Genomic DNA, 16,815 nt, shown 5'->3' on the forward strand with positions numbered 1-16,815 from the left:
CTCGATGGCATTGGCGTGCTGAAGGCGATGCGCGAGCGCGGCATCCATGTTCCGGTCATCGTGCAGACCGCCCAGGGTGGCATCGAGACCGTCGTTTCGGCCATGCGCCATGGCGCCTTCGATTTCGTCGTCAAGCCGGCCTCTCCCGACAGGCTGCAGGCATCGATCGGCAATGCGCTCAAAGTCGAGGCGGTCGAGGGCGAAATGAAGCGCACGTCGCGGCGGCGCGGTGGCCATCTGACCTTCAAGGACATGATCACGCACAGCCCGGCGATGGACCGGGTGATCCGCCTCGGCCAGAAGGCGGCCGCGTCCAACATCCCGATCCTGATCGAGGGCGAATCCGGCGTCGGCAAGGAACTGGTGGCGCGCGCCATCCAAGGCAGCGGCGACCGCCGCTCAAAACCCTTCGTCACCGTCAATTGCGGTGCCATTCCCGACAATCTGGTCGAATCGATCCTGTTCGGCCACGAGAAAGGCTCGTTCACCGGCGCCACCGAAAAACACACCGGCAAGTTCGTCGAGGCGCATTCGGGCACGCTCTTCCTCGACGAGATCGGCGACCTGCCGCTCGACGTGCAGGTCAAGCTGTTGCGCGCCGTGCAGGACGGTGAGGTCGATCCGGTCGGCGGGCGTTCGACCGTCAGGGTCGACATCAGGCTGATCTCGGCGACACACCGCAATCTTCTGCAGCAGGTCAAGGACGGCGAGTTCCGCGAGGATCTGTTCTATCGGCTGAACGTCTATCCGATCTTCGTGCCACCGCTGCGCGATCGCCGCGACGACATCCCGTATTTGGTCGAGCACTTCCTGGAGAAGGTTGCGCCCACCGATCCACGTCGCCGTCTGCACGGCATTTCGGCCGCGGCGCTCGCCATGCTGCAGGCCTATGACTGGCCGGGAAACATCCGGCAGTTGGAAAACGCCGTCTTCCGGGCCTCGGTGCTTTGTGAAGGCGACGTGCTGACCGAGGAGGAGTTTCCGCAGATCCGGGCGCAGGTCGTGGGCACCGTCAACCTCGATGCGCATGACGCGTTGCCTCCCGCATCGCCTTTGATCATCGGGCCGCTTGGCGAGGACGCGCCGGCCAATAACGGCATCGCTGCGACCGAGCTCGATCCGCCGGCCAGTCCGCAGCCCCGCTTCGGCACGCTGCGGGCGCTCGACGAACGCGGCAATGTACGCGCGCTGGCCGATGTCGAACTCGAAATGATCAAGCTCGCCATCGACCATTACAGCGGCCAGATGAGCGAAGTTGCCCGCCGCCTCGGCATCGGCCGCTCGACGCTTTACAGGAAGCTCAAGGAATACGGCATCGATCCGGAAACAGGCCGTGTCGACCGGCTTGCTTCCTGACCAAGCAAGTTCGAACCAGCTTGCCAGCCCGTCATCAGGACGTTTGACATCATCAATGAGGGCGTGACGCGCGTCAGACGACACGATTGCGGCAGTGTTCACGCATTAAGGCGGCCGGTAACAGATCGTGTTCATGGCAAAGCCCGAAACATGATCTAAACCAGCAGTTTACCAAGAAACCCTGCGCAATATTTTTGACGGGATATCGCCACGGTGTTACCGCATTTCGGCTTCAATAAGCGATGATTAACCATTAGGATCGATATTCGGATGCGAACATCACCGCATCCGTTGGTCAAATCCGGGGACAAACGGCAGCCTGCAAGGCCTTTTGATTTGAACAAAGTCGAACGACACACAAACGGGCGGCACTATCACATGAGCGTCTGGCCGAGATGGCTGGCAGCGGTGATTATCGCCTTTGGCTTCCTTGCAGCGGCTGCGACCGGCGCCAGCGCCCAGACACGTTCGCTGAAACTCTATAACCTCCACACCAAAGAGAAGGCGGAGATCGTCTTCAAGCGCGGCGGCCGCTACGATCAGGCGGGTCTGAAAAAGATCAACGTCATCCTGCGCGACTGGCGCCGCAACGAGCCGACCAAGATGGATCCGCGCCTGCTGGACCTGGTCTGGGAGGCTTACCGGCAGAGCGGCGCCCGCGACTATATCCAGGTCGTGTGCGGTTATCGCTCGTCGTCCACGAACTCGATGCTGCGCAGCCGCAGCAGGGGCGTTGCCAAGAAAAGCCAGCATATGCTCGGCAAGGCGATGGACTTCTACATTCCCGGCGTGCCGCTGAAGAAACTGCGCGACATCGGTCTGCGGATGCAGGGCGGCGGCGTCGGCTACTATCCGTCGTCCGGCTCGCCATTTGTCCACATGGATGTCGGCAATGTGCGCCACTGGCCGGGCATCAGTCGCCAGGAACTGGCGCGCGTGTTCCCGAATGGGAAGACGCTGCACGTGCCGAGCGACGGCAAGCCGCTGCCCGGCTATTCACAGGCGCTCGCCTCCTACAAGTCGCGCAAGGGCGCCGGCAGCCCCGCCATTGAACTGGCCAGCGCAGGTGGCGGTTCCAAAAGATCCGGGGGTCTGCTGGCGGCTTTCTTCGGCGGCGGTGAAGACGAGGCGGATGACAGCGCCGATGTGGCAGCCGCGCCGGCGCCGAAGCCAAAGACCGTGAAACTGGCGAACGCGAAGCCGGCGCCGGTCGCCAAGGACAGCAAGCTTCCGGGCATTGCCATCGTATCGCCTGAGGATGCGAAGCGCGCCGAAATCCCGCAAATCGCAGATGCGCCTGCTCCGGAACCGGAGGAGGACACGCCGGAAACGATCATCGCAGCGCTGCCGGCGCGCAGCATTCCGCTGCCTGATTTCGCCCCGCGTCCGAAGACAGATGTCGGCGCCCAGCCCGAAAACGTTCCGTTCGGCGTGGCGGATGCCACCGCTACCACCGAACAGGCGGTGGCGACCGCGCAAGCGCCGGCAAGCGCTCCCTTTGGCATGGCCGACCCGTCTGCTGTCGCCGATCCGGCGCAGGTTGCGGCCAACAACATTCCGTTGCCGACCTGGCGTCCCGATCACTCGCTGCCGACCGACCTTGCAGCGGCCGACCTTGCGCCGCAGGACAAGGATGTGCTTTTGGCGTTGGCGGACACGGCCGGGCACGGCAAGACCGCTACCGATGCGTTCTCGGTGCTGCCGTCGGCGCGGCCCGACTTGGCTCAACCTGACTTGGCCCAGCCCGATTTGGTCCAGCCCGACCAGGTCCAACCCGACGCGGTCAAGGCCGTCCTCGAGCGGGTCAGTGCAACCGACGAATACCAGGTCGCTTCGCTCTCCCAGCCGAGCTCGGTCTTCAGCGACGCGGCGAACGTCAATGCTGCATCGCCGCGCGAGGCTGTCGTTGCCCGCCCGGCCGGCTCCGATCCGGCTGCGGCGATCGGTGCGGGTGTGAAAACCACCCGCAAGGCAGCCAGGGCAACCGCCCGGGACCTGAAGCCTGGTCCCAAATCCGTGGTGGTCGCCGCCGAGCCGAAGGCTGCGCGTTGGGCGTTGAACAGCGGCGAGAATGTTGCCACTGTCTCCAGCGCAACGACGGCGCCGCGCTATGCCTACAATATCGTGCACACGCCGCCGAGCGAGGTCTACACCGCGGGCTTCCAGCCGAACGATCAGATGGCCGACGCCAACCGGTTCACCGGCAATGCCGTCAAGTTCCTGTCGGTCGCCCGCTTCCAGACCAAATAGCGGATCGACCAAGCATTACAAAAGCCGCGCCGCGCAATCCGCGCGGCAGCCAATCCACTTGGGTTCAAGGTGTCTCTATCGCCCGAGCTTGCTCGCGGCTCGCGCCAGGGCTTCGATTTCATCCCACTTGCCGGCCTTGACCAAATCGTCCGGCGCCACCCAGGAGCCGCCGACGCAGATGACGTTGGGCAGGCTCAGATAGTCGGCGGCGTTCTTGCCGGTGATGCCGCCGGTCGGGCAAAATTTGACGTCCGCGAGCGGCGAGGCGAATGCCTTGAGCGAGGCGATGCCGCCTGACTGTTCCGCCGGGAAGAACTTCAGGAAACGCAAGCCTGCCTCGCGGGCGGCCATGATCTCACCGGGCGTGATGGCGCCGGGCAGCAACGGCACGTCGCTGTCCTTCGCCGCCGCCAGAAGCTCACGGGTGATGCCGGGGCTGACGATGAACTTCGAGCCGGCTGCTGCCGCCTCGCCGAACTGGCGTGCGTCCAGAATGGTTCCGGCGCCGACGATGGCGTCCTCGACTTCGCCTGCCACGAGCCGGATCGCCTCCAGCGCGTCAGCGGTTCGCAGCGTGATCTCGATCGCCGGCAGGCCGCCGCGCGCCAGGGCGCGTGCCAGCGGCACGGCGTCAGTGACATTGGCGATCTTCAGCACCGGGATGACTGGCTGGCCGTTAAGGAGCGACAGGAGCTTTTCGGTCTTGCTGGGCATTTGTCGTCTCTCCGGTATTGATCCGTTCAACCGGTTAGCAGAAGGCCGTTTTTCTGTCCACGAAACGAAGCGTGTCGCGATGTCACGCACTGCCGGCAATGCCGTCAGCCCGACTGTCAAAGCCACCAAGGAGAGGCTGGTCCACGCGTCAGCCTTGAATCGGCTTTCATGAGCGTTTAGTGGCTTCGGCGATGACACTGCCCAATCAAACTTTCCGCGTCGCCGCGCTCTACAGGTTTGCCCGGCTCGACGACTTCGAAGCGTTGCGTGCGCCGCTCGCCGCCTTCTGCTGCGGACGCGGTATCAAAGGCACACTGCTTCTGGCGCATGAGGGCATAAATGGCACGGTCGCCGGCAGCGAAGCTGATATAGCCGCGCTCATCGAGCATCTCGAATCCATCGAAGGTCTCGCCGGTCTCGAGGTCAAGTACAGCAGCGCCGCGCAGATGCCGTTCCACCGCATGAAGGTGCGGCTGAAGCGCGAGATCGTCACCATGGGCGTTAGGGATATCGATCTGGCGGCAAGCGCCGGCACTTATGTCGCGCCAGCCGACTGGAACGCGCTGATCTCGGATGCGGACACGGTCGTCATCGACACGCGCAATGCCTATGAGGTGTCGATCGGCACCTTCAAAGGCGCGGTCGATCCTGCCACCACGAGCTTTCGCGAATTCCCGGCCTGGGTCAATCAGCATCGGGCCGAGCTCGTCGGCCGGAAGGTGGCGATGTTCTGCACCGGCGGCATACGCTGCGAGAAGGCGACAGCCTATGTGAAGTCGCTCGGCTTCGAGGACGTGTTCCATCTCAAGGGCGGTATCCTGAAATATCTCGAAGAGGTGCCCGCCGAACAGAGCCTCTGGCAGGGCGAATGTTTCGTCTTCGACGAGCGCGTCTCGGTGTCACACGGCTTGGTCGAGGGTGAGGCCGAACTGTGCCGCGCCTGCCGGCATCCGCTGACCGGGCAGGACCTGTTATCGCCGAAATATGCCGCTGGCACCTCATGCCCGCATTGCTTCGATGCCCGTTCAGACGAGGATCGTGCGCGCTACGCCGAGCGCCAGCGCCAGGTCGAATTGGCGCAAGTGCAGGGCAGGGCCCCGCATATCGGACGTTAGAGCGCTTCATCGTTTCACGGAAACGCCGAACCGCTCTATCTCTTTGTTTTTGCGCAATTCCGGACGGAAAACCGTTTCACACTTTTCCTGGAATTGCTCTAGAGCGACGTGCGTCAGCTTGGAGGCACAAAGTCCGCTCTAACACTTTGAATCTACGCATTGTGTTTTCCGAAAATCGATTCGGATTTTCGGGCCGATGCGTTAGGAACACGCATATCCTGACACCACCTGCTCGTTTGCGTCATCACTGGCAAGGCGCTCACCCGTCATTGTAATGTCAATATGCGGGGCCTACCTCTTCAACGTCCGAAAACCTGCCCGTGCACGTTCGGCCGGGCCAATTCTGGAGGCATTGATGTTCGATCCCAAGAAGCTCCTCGACGATCTGCTCGGCTCGCAAATTCCCGGGACGGGGTCGACCGTCCGCGAAAAAGGGGGGCAGGCTGTGCAGATGGCCAAGGACAATCCCCTGGCGGCCGGCGCGCTGGCCGCGGTGCTGCTCGGAACCGGCGCTGGCCGTCAGATCACCGGCACTGCGGTGAAGCTCGGTGGCCTGGCCGCGATCGGTGGCCTCGCCTACAAGGCCTACCAGAACTACAAGAGCGGCAGTGCGCCGGCTGAGACGCAGGTTGCCAGTGAGCCGGAATTGCTGCCGCCGCCCGCTGACACCGCCTTCCATCCCTCGCAGGCGCCGCAAGGCGAGGACGAATTCACGCTGACGCTGGTGCGGGCGATGATTTCGGCGGCGAAGGCCGACGGCCATATAGACGACGGCGAGCGGCAGAAGATCGCCGGCAAGCTCAGCCTCGCGGGCATCGGCTCCGACGCTGAGAAATTCCTGATGTCGGAGCTGGAAACGCCGCTCGATCTGGATACGCTGGTCGCTGGCGCCCAAACCGACGCGCAGAAGCTCGAACTCTACACCGCCTCGCGGCTCACCATCGATCCGGATACGCGTGCCGAACGCGGCTATCTCGATCTGCTCGCCGGCCGCCTCGGCCTGCCGGACGCGCTGGTCGACCATGTCGAGGCGACGGTGTCGGCGGCAAAGGTGCCAGCGGAGGGCGCCAGCGAGGCAGCAAAGGCGGCTAGCAAGACCGCTCCCAATTCGCGCTGGTAGGCTGCAACCGTAGGGAGCTGACTGGCCAGATTTCGCGCTAACGTCTCGTTAACCCGGCGAGCGCATGATTTTAGGCAGTCGGATCGGCTTCCTCCTCCCAAGCCCGGTTCAGATCAGGGCGGCCGCCAATGGCCGCCCTTTTTGTCGGCTCAGCTAGCGCATAACCCGAAATCGGAATCGATTTTTGGACGCGATCATGCGCAAAATCAAATTGCTCAAAATCAAGGTGCTATAGCGTCCTTTGCGGGCACCCGGCGCTGTAGGAGAACAGTTATGACAGACTACAAAACCGCCATCGTCACCGGCGCCGGCACGGGCATCGGCAAAAGCGTTGCCACGGCGCTGCTCAAGGCCGGCTGGAACACGGTGTTCTGCGGACGCCGCAAACCGGTGCTGAAAGAGGCGATCACCGAGGCCGGATCGACACAAGCCAAGGCGCTGGCGGTTGCCTGCGACATCAGCAAGGCCGATCAGGTCGACGAGATGTTCGAGACGGTGGCGGCGGCTTTCGGTCGTGTCGATCTGCTCTTCAACAATGCCGGCACGAGCTACAAGTCGACGTTGATCGACGAGATCCCCGTCGAGGTGTGGAACGACATCGTCGGGGTCAATCTCACCGGCTCGTTCCTGTGCGCCCGCGCCGCCTTTGGCGCCATGCGCAGGCAGCGGCCGATGGGTGGCCGCATCATCAACAACGGCTCGGTCTCGGCCTACGCGCCGCGGCCGGGCTCGGTGCCTTATACCGCGACCAAGCACGCCATTACCGGGCTGACCAAGACGCTGGCGCTGGACGGCCGGCCTTATGACATCGCCTGCGGCCAGATCGACATCGGCAACGCCTTGACCGACATGGCGCAGGCTATGACGGTCGGGGTGCCGCAGGCCAATGGCTCCATCGCCGCCGAAGCGGTGATGGACGTCGAGCGCGTCGCCGATGCCGTCGTTCATATGGCCAGCCTGCCGCTCGACGCCAATGTGCTGTTCATGACCGTTATGGCGACGAAAATGCCGTACGTCGGGCGAGGGTGAGCAGCCGCTCTAGGACTGCGTGACCGAAAGCGGCACGCCGGGAAGATATAGCGAGATGGGGCGGATTTCGTAGACGGCGGTCGGATTGACGCGACGAAGGTCGCGTGCAATCGCGATCGCGGCATCAGGCGTGGCGCAGTCGACGACGTAGAGTCCCAACAATTGCTCCTTGGTCTCGGCGAAGGGTCCGTCAATGACCATTCCGGCGCCCGGCCCGCGCAAGGTACACGCGTCTTGTGTCGCCCCGAGCCGCGCCGCCGGGCCAAGGGTGCCTTCCCGGTATAGCCGCTCGTTGATCTGGAGCAGATCGGTCATCAACGCCGCATCCTCCTGCGGCGTCAGCGCCGTGATCGCTTCTTCCACGTGATAGGCGAGGATGGCATAAAACATCTGACGTCACCTTTCTTCGGTCGTGAATTCTATCGCCGAACGCGCAAAGAGCGCTGTGGCACTTTGATTTGCGCATGATCCCCAGGGAAAATCGATTCCGATTTTCCCTGGGGATGCGCTTGTCCTCATTTGCCCAGAAACGTCTCGATCCGCTCCAGCGCGCGCTGGATGTTCTCTTCGGAGTTGGCGTAGGACAGCCTGATATAGCCCTCGCCGAGAATGCCGAAATCAGGTCCGCCGATCAGCGCCACGCCGGCATCCTCGAGCAGGGCGGACGCCAGCTTCTTGGCCTTCCAGCCGGTCTTCGAAACGTTGGGGAAGGCATAGAACGCGCCCTTCGGCGTGATGCAGGAAACGCCAGGCAAAGCGTTCAGCCCCTCGACCACGACCTTCCTGCGGCGGTCGAAGGCACGCATCATCTCGTCGACGTCGTCCTGCGGGCCGTCGATGGCCGCGATGCCGGCATATTGGCTCGGCGCATTGACGCAGGACCAGCAATTGACTGCCAGCTTGCGCACCTTGTCGTAGAGGTGGGCGCCCTTGTCACCATTCGGCCAGATAGACCAGCCCATGCGCCAGCCGGTCATCGCCCAGGTCTTCGACCAGCCGTTGAGCACGATCAGCCGGTCGCGGATTTCGGGAAAATTGAGCAGCGAGCAGTGCGTCTCGCCGTCATAGGTCATCACGTCGTAGATTTCGTCGGAGAGGATAGCGACGTCGGGGTGCGCTTCCAGTCCCTTGACCAGCTTCTCGATCTCGGCGCGGGGGGTGACCCCGCCGGTCGGGTTGGCCGGTGAATTGAGGATGAGCAGCCTGGTCTTCGGCGTGATCAGTGCCAGCGTCTCCTGCGCCGAGAAGGCAAAGCCGTTCTCCTCGCGCATTGGCACCGGTACCGGGGTGGCGCCGGTGAACTCGATCATCGAGCGATAGATGGGAAAGCCGGGATCGGGATAGAGAATTTCAGCGCCCGGTTCGCCGAACATCAGGATCGCGGCGAACATGGTCGGCTTGCCGCCGGGCAGGATCATCACCGACTCAGGCGACACCTCGACGCCGGTGGTGGTCAGCGTGCGGCGCACGACCGCTTCGCGTGTCCCCAGTAGGCCGTTGGCCGGCGTGTAGCCGTGATGGCCGTCGCGCAGCGCCTTGATCGCTGCCTCGACGATGTGCTGCGGCGTCTTGAAGTCGGGCTGGCCGATGCCGAGATTGACGATATCGCGGCCCTGATGGGCAAGCGCGGTGGCACGCGCCAGCACCGCGAAGGCATTTTCCTCGCCAAGACGGTCGAAGGCCGAAATCGTGTGGAGCATTTTTCCCGTCCGTGTGGTTCTTTCACCGAGCGAGCGTTTTTGTGAGCGTCCTTTCGCAAAAGTCAAACGGATTGGAGCTTTGGGTGTCGGAAAATCTCAAGAATTGGCAACCGCGCCCGCGGCCCGAACGCAAAGTCCTGGAGGGGCGCTACGTCAGGCTTGAACCGCTCAACGCGGAAAAGCACGGCGACGGCTTGTTTGAAGCATCCTCGGTGCCCGACGTGGATGGCCGCTTCGCCTGGCTGCCTGACTACCCACCGCAGACCCGTGCCGCCTTCCAGCCTTGGCTGGACAAGGCCGAAGCCAGCGAAGATCCGCTGTTCTTCACCGTCATCGACAAGGCCAGCGGAAAAATTGCCGGGCGCCAGACGCTGATGCGCATCGATCCGGCCTATGGCGTGATCGAGATCGGCAACATCTATTGGGGTCCGCTGATCTCGCGCAAGCCGGCGGCGACGGAAGCGCAGTTCCTGTTCATGAAATACATCTTCGACGAGCTTGGCTATCGCCGCTACGAATGGAAATGCAACAACCGTAACGAGCCGTCGAAGCGCGCGGCGGAACGTTTCGGCTTCAAGTTCGAGGGCATTTTTCGCCAGCATCTTGTGGTCAAGGGCGAAAACCGCGATACCGCGTGGTACTCGATCATCGACAAGGAGTGGCCGGCATTGCGCAGAGCCTATGAGGCATGGCTCGATCCGGCCAATTTCGAGGGCGACGGCCGGCAGAAGCGACGGCTCGAGGATTTCCGTGCCGAGTTCGGTGCGTAGCGGGAGTTCGTGAATGGCGCATACCCATGATCACGGTTCGCAGGGGCACGACCACAGCCACGGCGCCGGTCATGTGCACGGCTCTACCGACAAGAAACGGGTGCTGATCGCGGCCTGCCTGACCGCCGGCTTCATGGTCGTGGAAGCGCTTGGCGGTCTCCTCACGGGATCGCTGGCGCTGCTGGCGGATGCCGGCCACATGCTCGCCGACTGTATCGCGCTCGGCCTTGCCTGGTATGCTTTTCATCTGGCCGGCCGCCCGGCCACGGTTCGCCTCACCTACGGTTTTGGCCGGGTCAAGACGCTGGTCGCCTATACCAACGGCATCGCAATCTTCGCCATTGCACTGTGGATCATCTATGAGGCTTGGGAACGCCTGCTGACGCCTGCGCCCGTGCTCGGCGGGCCGATGCTGGTCGTTGCGATCGCCGGTCTGCTGGTTAATATCGGCTCCTTCTTCGTGCTGCATGGCGGCGACCGCGACAGCCTGAACATGCGCGGCGCCATCCTGCACGTGCTCGGCGATCTGCTCGGCTCGGCGGCGGCGATCATAGCTGCCCTGATCATCCTGGCGACGGGCTGGACGCCTATCGATCCAATCCTGTCAGTCCTTGTCTCGCTGCTGATCCTGTCTACGGCCTGGTCGCTGATGCGCGAAGCAGCCCATGTCCTGCTCGAAGGCGTGCCGGCGAGCCTCGATCGCGACCTGATCGCCAGGGACATAGAGGGGACAATCAAGGGCGTGCGCGAGGTCCATCACATGCATGTCTGGTCGCTTGACGGGTCAAGCAACATGGCGACCTTGCATGCCTGCCTCAACGATGGCGTCGATGCCCACAAAGCGGTCAGCGCCATCAAGAAGCGGCTTGCCGCCGAGCATGGAATTGCCCACGCCACCGTAGAACCGGAATTCGGCCAATGCGCCGACAGCCATGATGAGCACCACGGCGAGCACGACCATGCGCACAATGTGGCTCCGCATCATGGCCACTATCACTGACACCGGGAGTTCCATGGCATTGGTAACCAAATTGATGAATTTCCGCAGCGTCGGGACCACTTGATGGACCGCGACACGCGCAATGCGGCAATAGGCGCCCTCTGGGTGCTGATCCTGTTCGGCATCGCCGCCTACTATTTGCCAACCGTGATGCTGGCGGTCGGCCGCGTCTCGACCATTCTTGCCGCTGCTATTGCCGCTGTCTTCATGGTGGCCATCTTCGTCGTGTTTTGGCTGCGCGGTCGCAGCCAGCGCAAAAGAGGAAAATGATATGCGTATCCTGATAACCGGTGCGGCAGGCATGGTCGGCCGCAAGCTCATCGCCCGGCTGGCGAAGGACGGAACGCTCAGCGGCCGGAAGATCGCCGCGCTCGACCTTCACGATATCGTGCCGCCACAGGCGCCGGTCCTGGAAGACGTCGATGTTGCTATCCATACCGGCGATCTTGCTGCGCCGAGCGCGACGGAAAGGCTGGTCGCGTTGCGGCCGGACGTGATCTTCCATCTCGCGGGCGTCGTGTCGGGCGAGGCGGAGGCCAATTTCGATCTCGGCTATCGCGTCAATCTCGACGGCACAAGGGCGCTGTTCGATGCCGTAAGGCTGGCGGGGTTTGCGCCGCGCGTCGTCTTCACCTCGTCGATCGCCGTGTTCGGCGCGCCGTTCCCGGATGTCATCCCCGACGAATTCCACCCGACGCCATTGACCTCCTACGGCACGCAGAAGCTGATGGGCGAAGCCCTCTTGGCCGATTACACACGGCGCGGTTTCTTCGACGGCATCGGGATCAGGCTGCCGACCATTTGCGTCAGGCCGGGAAAGCCGAACAAGGCAGCCTCCGGCTTTTTTTCCGGTATCATCCGCGAGCCGTTAAGCGGCCAGGAAGCGATATTGCCGGTGCCGCGCTCTGTCGTGCACACCCACGCCAGCCCGCGCTCGGCGGTGAATTTTTTGATCCACGCAGCAGGGATCGACGGCAGCGCCGTCGGGCCGCGCCGCAATCTGACGATGCCCGGCGTCGCCGTCACGGTCGGCGAGCAGATCGAGGCATTGGAGCGCATTGCCGGCGCCAAGGCGATGAACCTGATCCGCGAGGAGCCCGACGACACGATCTGGGCGATCGTGAAGGGCTGGCCGACACGGTTCGAGGCGCGGCGGTCGAGGGAGCTTGGCTTTGCCGCCGAAAAGAGCTTCGATGAAATCATCCGCGCCCATATTGAGGACGAGCTGGACGGCAAGATCGCAAGCTAGAGCGCTGCGCGTCCAATCGGACACGCAAAGCCGTCATCCGCCAGTTGTCAGGCTCGCCGAAAGCAGCAGCAGCCCGAACAGGAAGACGAAGGCTGCGCCGCCGATCTCGACGATCGAATGGATGCGGTTGCCCATGCGGCCGTCGCCGGCGAAATAGACCGCCCAGTTCTTGGCCGTCACCGCCAGCGTCGCCAGGACCGAGACCGTGATCGCCGTGCCGAGTGCCATGGCCAGCACCGACAGGATGCCGCCGAACCACAGCCCGTTGAGCATGGCGAAGCTCAGCACGATCAGTGCGCCAGAGCAGGGCCGGATACCGACGGCCGCCACCGCCGTCCAGGCGGTGCGCCAGTCGAAGCGGTCGCCGGAAAGCAGCGCCGGGTCGGGCGCGTGTGAATGTCCGCACGTCTCGCAGACTTCGCCCGCCGCATTGTGATGATGATCGTGCCCGCCATGGCCATGGCCATGGTGATGGTTGTGCGTGCCGTGATCATGGTCATGCGCATCATCGTCGCGGCCGGCATGTGCGCGAAGCGCATGGGAATGTTGCGAATGAGCATGCACGGAATGTGCGTGGCCTGCGTGCGAATGGCCGGCATGGGCCGCCGAGAGGCTGTAGGGAGGGCTCGCGCCGAACAGGCGAAGGACGGCAGGGCCGGCCTTGCGCCACAAAAGCCAGGCGCCGAACAGGGTGACGAAGACATAGCTCATGATTTCGAGGAACCATGCCGCATCGGTCATCGATATAGCGGTGCCGCGCAAGACGAAGTAGGCGAGCATCATCACGAGGATCGCCGTCAGCGCCTGCAGCAGGGCCGAGACGAAGGACAGCATGATGCCGCGCTTGAGCGCGACTTCGTTCGCCACCATGTAGGACGAGATCACCGCCTTCCCGTGACCGGGGCCGGCGGCATGGAAAATGCCATAGGCGAAGGACAGGCCGATCAGCAGCCACAACTTGCTGCCGTCCTCGCGCATCGCCTTCATCGCGCCGGCAAGCGCGCGGTAGAATTCCTGCTGGCGCAGATTGATCCACATCAGGACATGGGCGAACGGGCCGGTGGTGGGAGCTATCCCGTCATTGGTGCCGATGCCGAGCGAGCTCTGGGCGTGGGCGGCGCCGAGGAAATGCGTCATCGCAAGGGCGACGGCCAAAAGGCCGAAAGCCAAACGCAGGGACGGTTTCGTCACCGGATTATCCTTCTGGCTGACAGTTCATTTCAAGCTTGGTCGCAAAGATCTTGCTCATATCGGTGCCTGTCGGATCGTTGAAGAAGGCGTCCGTCAGGGTCTTCTGGTTCTCGGCGATCGCCTCGTCGGGGTTCGGACGAACGACTTTGCTCGTGCATTTCGACGGCATGCCATCGACCTGCAGATTGGCATCCTCGGTGAAATCGATCGCCGTGTAGAAGGTCGGGTCGTAGACGCCGATATCGATCTTGCCGGCCAGCTTCATCGGCGCCTTCGGTTCGGATTCGAACAGGATGATGAGTTGGTCGTTCTCGAAATTGGCCATCAGCTGCGGCGGTGGGCTCATCGGCTCGTCCTTTCCGTCCGGGGGCGAGTTGGAAATAATTGAACTCCGCCAGCGAAGCATGGACGGTGTCGGCGACTTCCTTCAGCTCCTTGTCGTCGAGCTTCAGGTCAGAATTCTTGTCGAATTCCATCATCACCGTGCTCGAAAACAAATCGTCGAAGCGCCAGAGATGGCGCAACGCCTTCACACTTTGGTGATCCGGGCTGAGAACCACTTCGAGGCGGGCCTCGGCGAAGACGTGGGGATGCACTTCGGCCGGCACGACCATGGCAAATGTCGCCGCCATGGCCGAAGCCATCATGATTGCTTGCCGTTTCAGATGCATTCTCGGTCGCGATTCCATCGACTTCGGTAAATATCGAGAGTTACCAGAAAGGGGGCGAAAATGGGACCGCCAGGCGGCTGAAAGCTCATGCGCTGTCATTCGTCTTGAACCACTGCACCAGGAAATCGACAAAAACGCGAACCTTGGCAGGCAAATAGCGCCGGTGCGGATAGACTGCGAAAATGCCGCTACCCGAAAGGATGCGGTCATCCAGCACAGTCACCAGCCGGCCGCTTTCGATGTCGGGAGCGGCGATGAAATCGGGCAGGATGGAAAATCCCAATCCAGCCACCGCGGCGGCTCTTGCGGCCATCGGACTGTTGACCTCGATCGGACCGGAGACCGAGACGGTTACCGTATCGCCACTGTCGCCCTTGAACGGCCAGTTGGTCAGCCAGCGGCCATTGGTGTCTATGATGCAGGGCACGCGGCCAAGGTCCTGCGGCCGCACCGGCATGCCATGCTTGGCGATCAGCTCGGGAGATGCGCAGAGGCGCACCGAAAACGGCGCCAGACGCCTCGCGATCAGCGAGGAGTTTTCCAGCCGCGAAATGCGCACGGCGAGATCGAAACCTTCCTCGACCAGATCGACGAAGCGGTCGTCGAGATGGATGTCGAGCACGATGTCGGGATGCTGCTTGGCGAAGTCGATCAGCGATTGGCCGATCGGTGCGTCAGCAAAGGTGCGCGGCGCTGAAAGCTTGATCCTGCCGCGAACGTCGCCGGAGGATTCGCGCACCGCATCGGCCAGGCTGTCGACCTCACGCACAATTTCCGAGGCGCGCCGGTAATAGGTATGGCCGGCCTCCGTCATCGAGAACTGCCGCGTGGTGCGGTTAAGCAGCAGCGCACCGAGCTCGTCCTCCAGCTCGCGCACATATTTGGACAGCAGCGCCTTGGAGCGCCCGATCTTGCGCGCCGCTGCCGAAAAACCTTCGGCCTCGACCACGTCGATGAAGGCGCGCATGCGGGTCAGCGTGTCCATGTCATGCGCTCCTTTGGCGGGCTGAGAGGATGCGCGCGGCGAGCGCCATCAGCCGCCGGTCGCTGTTCTTCGGTCCAAGCAGCGACAGGCCGAATGGAGCGCCGTCGAGCTGGCCTAGCGGTAGGGTGATTTGCGGAAAGCCCGACAGGCCGGAAAGACACAACAGTCTCAGCGCGCGTTCACGGTACGCCTGTAAATCGTCGAAGGAAGCAGCCTTGAGCGGGGCGGCGTCAGGAACGGTCGGCAGCACAAGAACGCCGTCATCGCCAAGACGCTCGGCAAGTTCGAGACGGAAGGCGTCGCGGCGCTGCGTTTCATGTCGCGCCGTTGCGGCGTCGATGGTTGCGCCATGCTCGAAGCGTTCCTTGACGCCGGGGCCTAGCATCCGGTTTTTCTGCGAGATCCAGGCACCATGATTTTGCCAGGCCTCGTATCCTTGCAGCTTGCGGAAGCACCAGTAGAGATCGTCGGTCGAATGCGAGAGCGGCGCGATGATCCGCGGCGCGCCCGTCACCGAAGTGACATGCTGGACCATGCCGCGATATTCATCGGCTCCCTGCGGGCCGAGAACGAGCCCGTCCAGCGCATCAAGGGCGAGGGGGCGCTGCAATTCGTGGCGATGCGGATCGTCGCCGAGCAGCACCGCGCCGACCTTGTCATAGGTGGTCATGTCCTTGGCAAACCACCCGAACGTATCGAGGGAGGGGGCCAGCGGCATGGTGCCATCGAGCGAAATGCGGCCATGCGTGACCCTGAGGCCGATCAAGCCACAGAAACTTGCCGGGGCGCGGATCGAGCCGCCGGTGTCGGATCCGGCGGCGATGTCGGCCAGCCCGCCGGCGACCGCAGCAGCGGAACCGGAGGACGAGCCACCGGTGATGCGGTCGGGTGCGGCCGGATTGACCGGCGCCGGAAAATGCGCGTTCAGCCCCATCAGGGAGAAGGCCAGTTCATCCGTTTGCGTCTTGCCGACGAAGCGCGCGCCCGAATCAAGCAGCGCCCGAACGGCCGGCGCTGTCGCGGGGGCGGGTGAAACCTCCTGGTATTTCTGCGGATTGCCGCAGCCGGTGCGGTAGCCGGCCACGTCGTAAATATCCTTGACGGCCAGCCGCAGGCCGGCAAGCGGGCCGGATTGCGCATTGGATACAGGGATATCGTCTAGGTCGAGAAAAGCGTTCAGGGGGCCACGAGTGCCTGTCATTCGTTCGATATCCGGATACAGCTGTTGCAACATTGTTCGATGCTAGGAATTTTACAACCTGACGTACGATTTTTATTGATTGTGAAATCCTTCGACCTTATATCGCGCTTGCCCAAAGTCGCACGTGCCTGTGGGTGTCCGCCGATCCTCAAAATGGTGAGGGATATCGGTAAGGTAACTGGAGCCAACCCCTCCAGTCGGTTTAGCGGCCAACCGCCAGACCGAGGACACCTTGAAGCAACGACGGTGCGGGCCTTTCTGGTGTTCTGCCGGTCGTCCAAAGACCGGGGTTACTGAAGAGGCACACCTTCATTGCCGGCAGTGCGGACGGGTCTCCCATCCAAGCCAAGGCAGACAAAGCGAACCGAGGCCGGGCAAGGCCAAGGTTCACCGCCGCGAGACGGCGTTTCATGGTTCCGGGGTCTCCACCGGCTGGTTCCATGGATTTGACGTCCCGCCTTTGT

At 62.9% G+C, this 16,815-nt stretch carries 15 protein-coding genes and 1 pseudogene; 9 read left to right on the top strand and 7 right to left on the bottom strand.

Features of this window, described 5'->3' with window-relative positions; genetic code table 11:
* On the top strand, positions 1-1,356 hold a 1,356-nt coding region (locus EOB36_RS03045; RefSeq protein ID WP_164897436.1), incomplete at its 5' end, for a sigma-54 dependent transcriptional regulator.
* Between the two features lie 378 nt (positions 1,357-1,734).
* Positions 1,735-3,606, top strand: coding sequence for a DUF882 domain-containing protein (locus tag EOB36_RS03050; protein WP_128284261.1), 1,872 nt, complete (start codon positions 1,735-1,737; stop codon positions 3,604-3,606).
* Positions 3,607-3,681: 75 nt separating this feature from the next.
* Here the strand turns inward: EOB36_RS03050 and EOB36_RS03055 are convergent, their stop codons facing one another.
* Positions 3,682-4,320, bottom strand: a complete 639-nt coding sequence (locus EOB36_RS03055) for a 2-dehydro-3-deoxy-phosphogluconate aldolase (RefSeq protein WP_126105139.1) — start codon at positions 4,318-4,320, stop codon at positions 3,682-3,684.
* Between the two features lie 191 nt (positions 4,321-4,511).
* On the opposite strand from EOB36_RS03055, the gene EOB36_RS03060 reads away from it, so the two are divergent.
* The 3 genes from EOB36_RS03060 (at position 4,512) to EOB36_RS03070 (ending at position 7,584) form a co-directional block, all read left to right on the top strand.
* Positions 4,512-5,435 carry a rhodanese-related sulfurtransferase gene (locus EOB36_RS03060; protein WP_128284262.1) on the top strand — a complete coding sequence of 308 codons (924 nt, stop codon included), beginning with the start codon at positions 4,512-4,514 and terminating at the stop codon, positions 5,433-5,435.
* 355 nt (positions 5,436-5,790) lie between these two features.
* Complete coding sequence (locus EOB36_RS03065; protein ID WP_128284263.1) at positions 5,791-6,555, top strand: tellurite resistance TerB family protein; 765 nt, start codon at positions 5,791-5,793, stop codon at positions 6,553-6,555.
* A 273-nt stretch (positions 6,556-6,828) separates the two neighbouring features.
* Positions 6,829-7,584: an SDR family oxidoreductase gene (locus tag EOB36_RS03070; protein ID WP_095484086.1), complete on the top strand. Its 756-nt coding sequence runs from the start codon at positions 6,829-6,831 to the stop codon at positions 7,582-7,584.
* A 9-nt stretch (positions 7,585-7,593) separates the two neighbouring features.
* On the opposite strand, the gene EOB36_RS03075 is transcribed toward EOB36_RS03070, so the two are convergent.
* Positions 7,594-7,974, bottom strand: coding sequence for a YciI family protein (locus tag EOB36_RS03075; protein WP_095484087.1), 381 nt, complete (start codon positions 7,972-7,974; stop codon positions 7,594-7,596).
* A 125-nt stretch (positions 7,975-8,099) separates the two neighbouring features.
* The gene (locus EOB36_RS03080) at positions 8,100-9,284 is read right to left on the bottom strand and encodes a pyridoxal phosphate-dependent aminotransferase (protein WP_095484088.1); all 1,185 of its coding nucleotides are present in this window, start codon (positions 9,282-9,284) and stop codon (positions 8,100-8,102) included.
* Positions 9,285-9,367: 83 nt separating this feature from the next.
* Between EOB36_RS03080 and EOB36_RS03085 the strand changes: the two genes are divergently transcribed.
* The 4 genes from EOB36_RS03085 to denD all read left to right on the top strand — a co-directional run bounded on the left by EOB36_RS03085 (position 9,368) and on the right by denD (position 12,303).
* Positions 9,368-10,054, top strand: a complete 687-nt coding sequence (locus EOB36_RS03085) for a GNAT family protein (RefSeq protein WP_127206559.1) — start codon at positions 9,368-9,370, stop codon at positions 10,052-10,054.
* A 13-nt stretch (positions 10,055-10,067) separates the two neighbouring features.
* Positions 10,068-11,054, top strand: coding sequence for a cation diffusion facilitator family transporter (locus tag EOB36_RS03090; protein WP_095484089.1), 987 nt, complete (start codon positions 10,068-10,070; stop codon positions 11,052-11,054).
* Between the two features lie 63 nt (positions 11,055-11,117).
* Positions 11,118-11,324, top strand: coding sequence for a hypothetical protein (locus EOB36_RS03095; RefSeq protein WP_095484090.1), 207 nt, complete (start codon positions 11,118-11,120; stop codon positions 11,322-11,324).
* Between the two features lies 1 nt (position 11,325).
* Positions 11,326-12,303, top strand: coding sequence for a D-erythronate dehydrogenase (gene denD / locus EOB36_RS03100; RefSeq protein WP_095484091.1), 978 nt, complete (start codon positions 11,326-11,328; stop codon positions 12,301-12,303).
* 33 nt (positions 12,304-12,336) lie between these two features.
* Here denD and EOB36_RS03105 read toward each other — a convergent pair whose 3' ends face one another.
* The 4 genes and pseudogenes from EOB36_RS03105 to EOB36_RS03120 form a co-directional block, all read right to left on the bottom strand.
* Positions 12,337-13,440: a nickel/cobalt transporter gene (locus tag EOB36_RS03105; RefSeq protein WP_095484239.1), complete on the bottom strand. Its 1,104-nt coding sequence runs from the start codon at positions 13,438-13,440 to the stop codon at positions 12,337-12,339.
* A 58-nt stretch (positions 13,441-13,498) separates the two neighbouring features.
* A pseudogene (locus EOB36_RS03110) lies at positions 13,499-14,165 on the bottom strand (DUF1007 family protein).
* 85 nt (positions 14,166-14,250) lie between these two features.
* Complete coding sequence (locus tag EOB36_RS03115; RefSeq protein ID WP_095484093.1) at positions 14,251-15,150, bottom strand: LysR family transcriptional regulator; 900 nt, start codon at positions 15,148-15,150, stop codon at positions 14,251-14,253.
* Between the two features lies 1 nt (position 15,151).
* Positions 15,152-16,351, bottom strand: a complete 1,200-nt coding sequence (locus EOB36_RS03120; RefSeq protein WP_095484240.1) for an amidase — start codon at positions 16,349-16,351, stop codon at positions 15,152-15,154.
* Positions 16,352-16,815 lie beyond the last annotated feature (464 nt).

The sequence above is a fragment of the Mesorhizobium sp. M6A.T.Cr.TU.017.01.1.1 genome, assembly GCF_004023115.1.
GTDB lineage: Bacteria > Pseudomonadota > Alphaproteobacteria > Rhizobiales > Rhizobiaceae > Mesorhizobium > Mesorhizobium mediterraneum.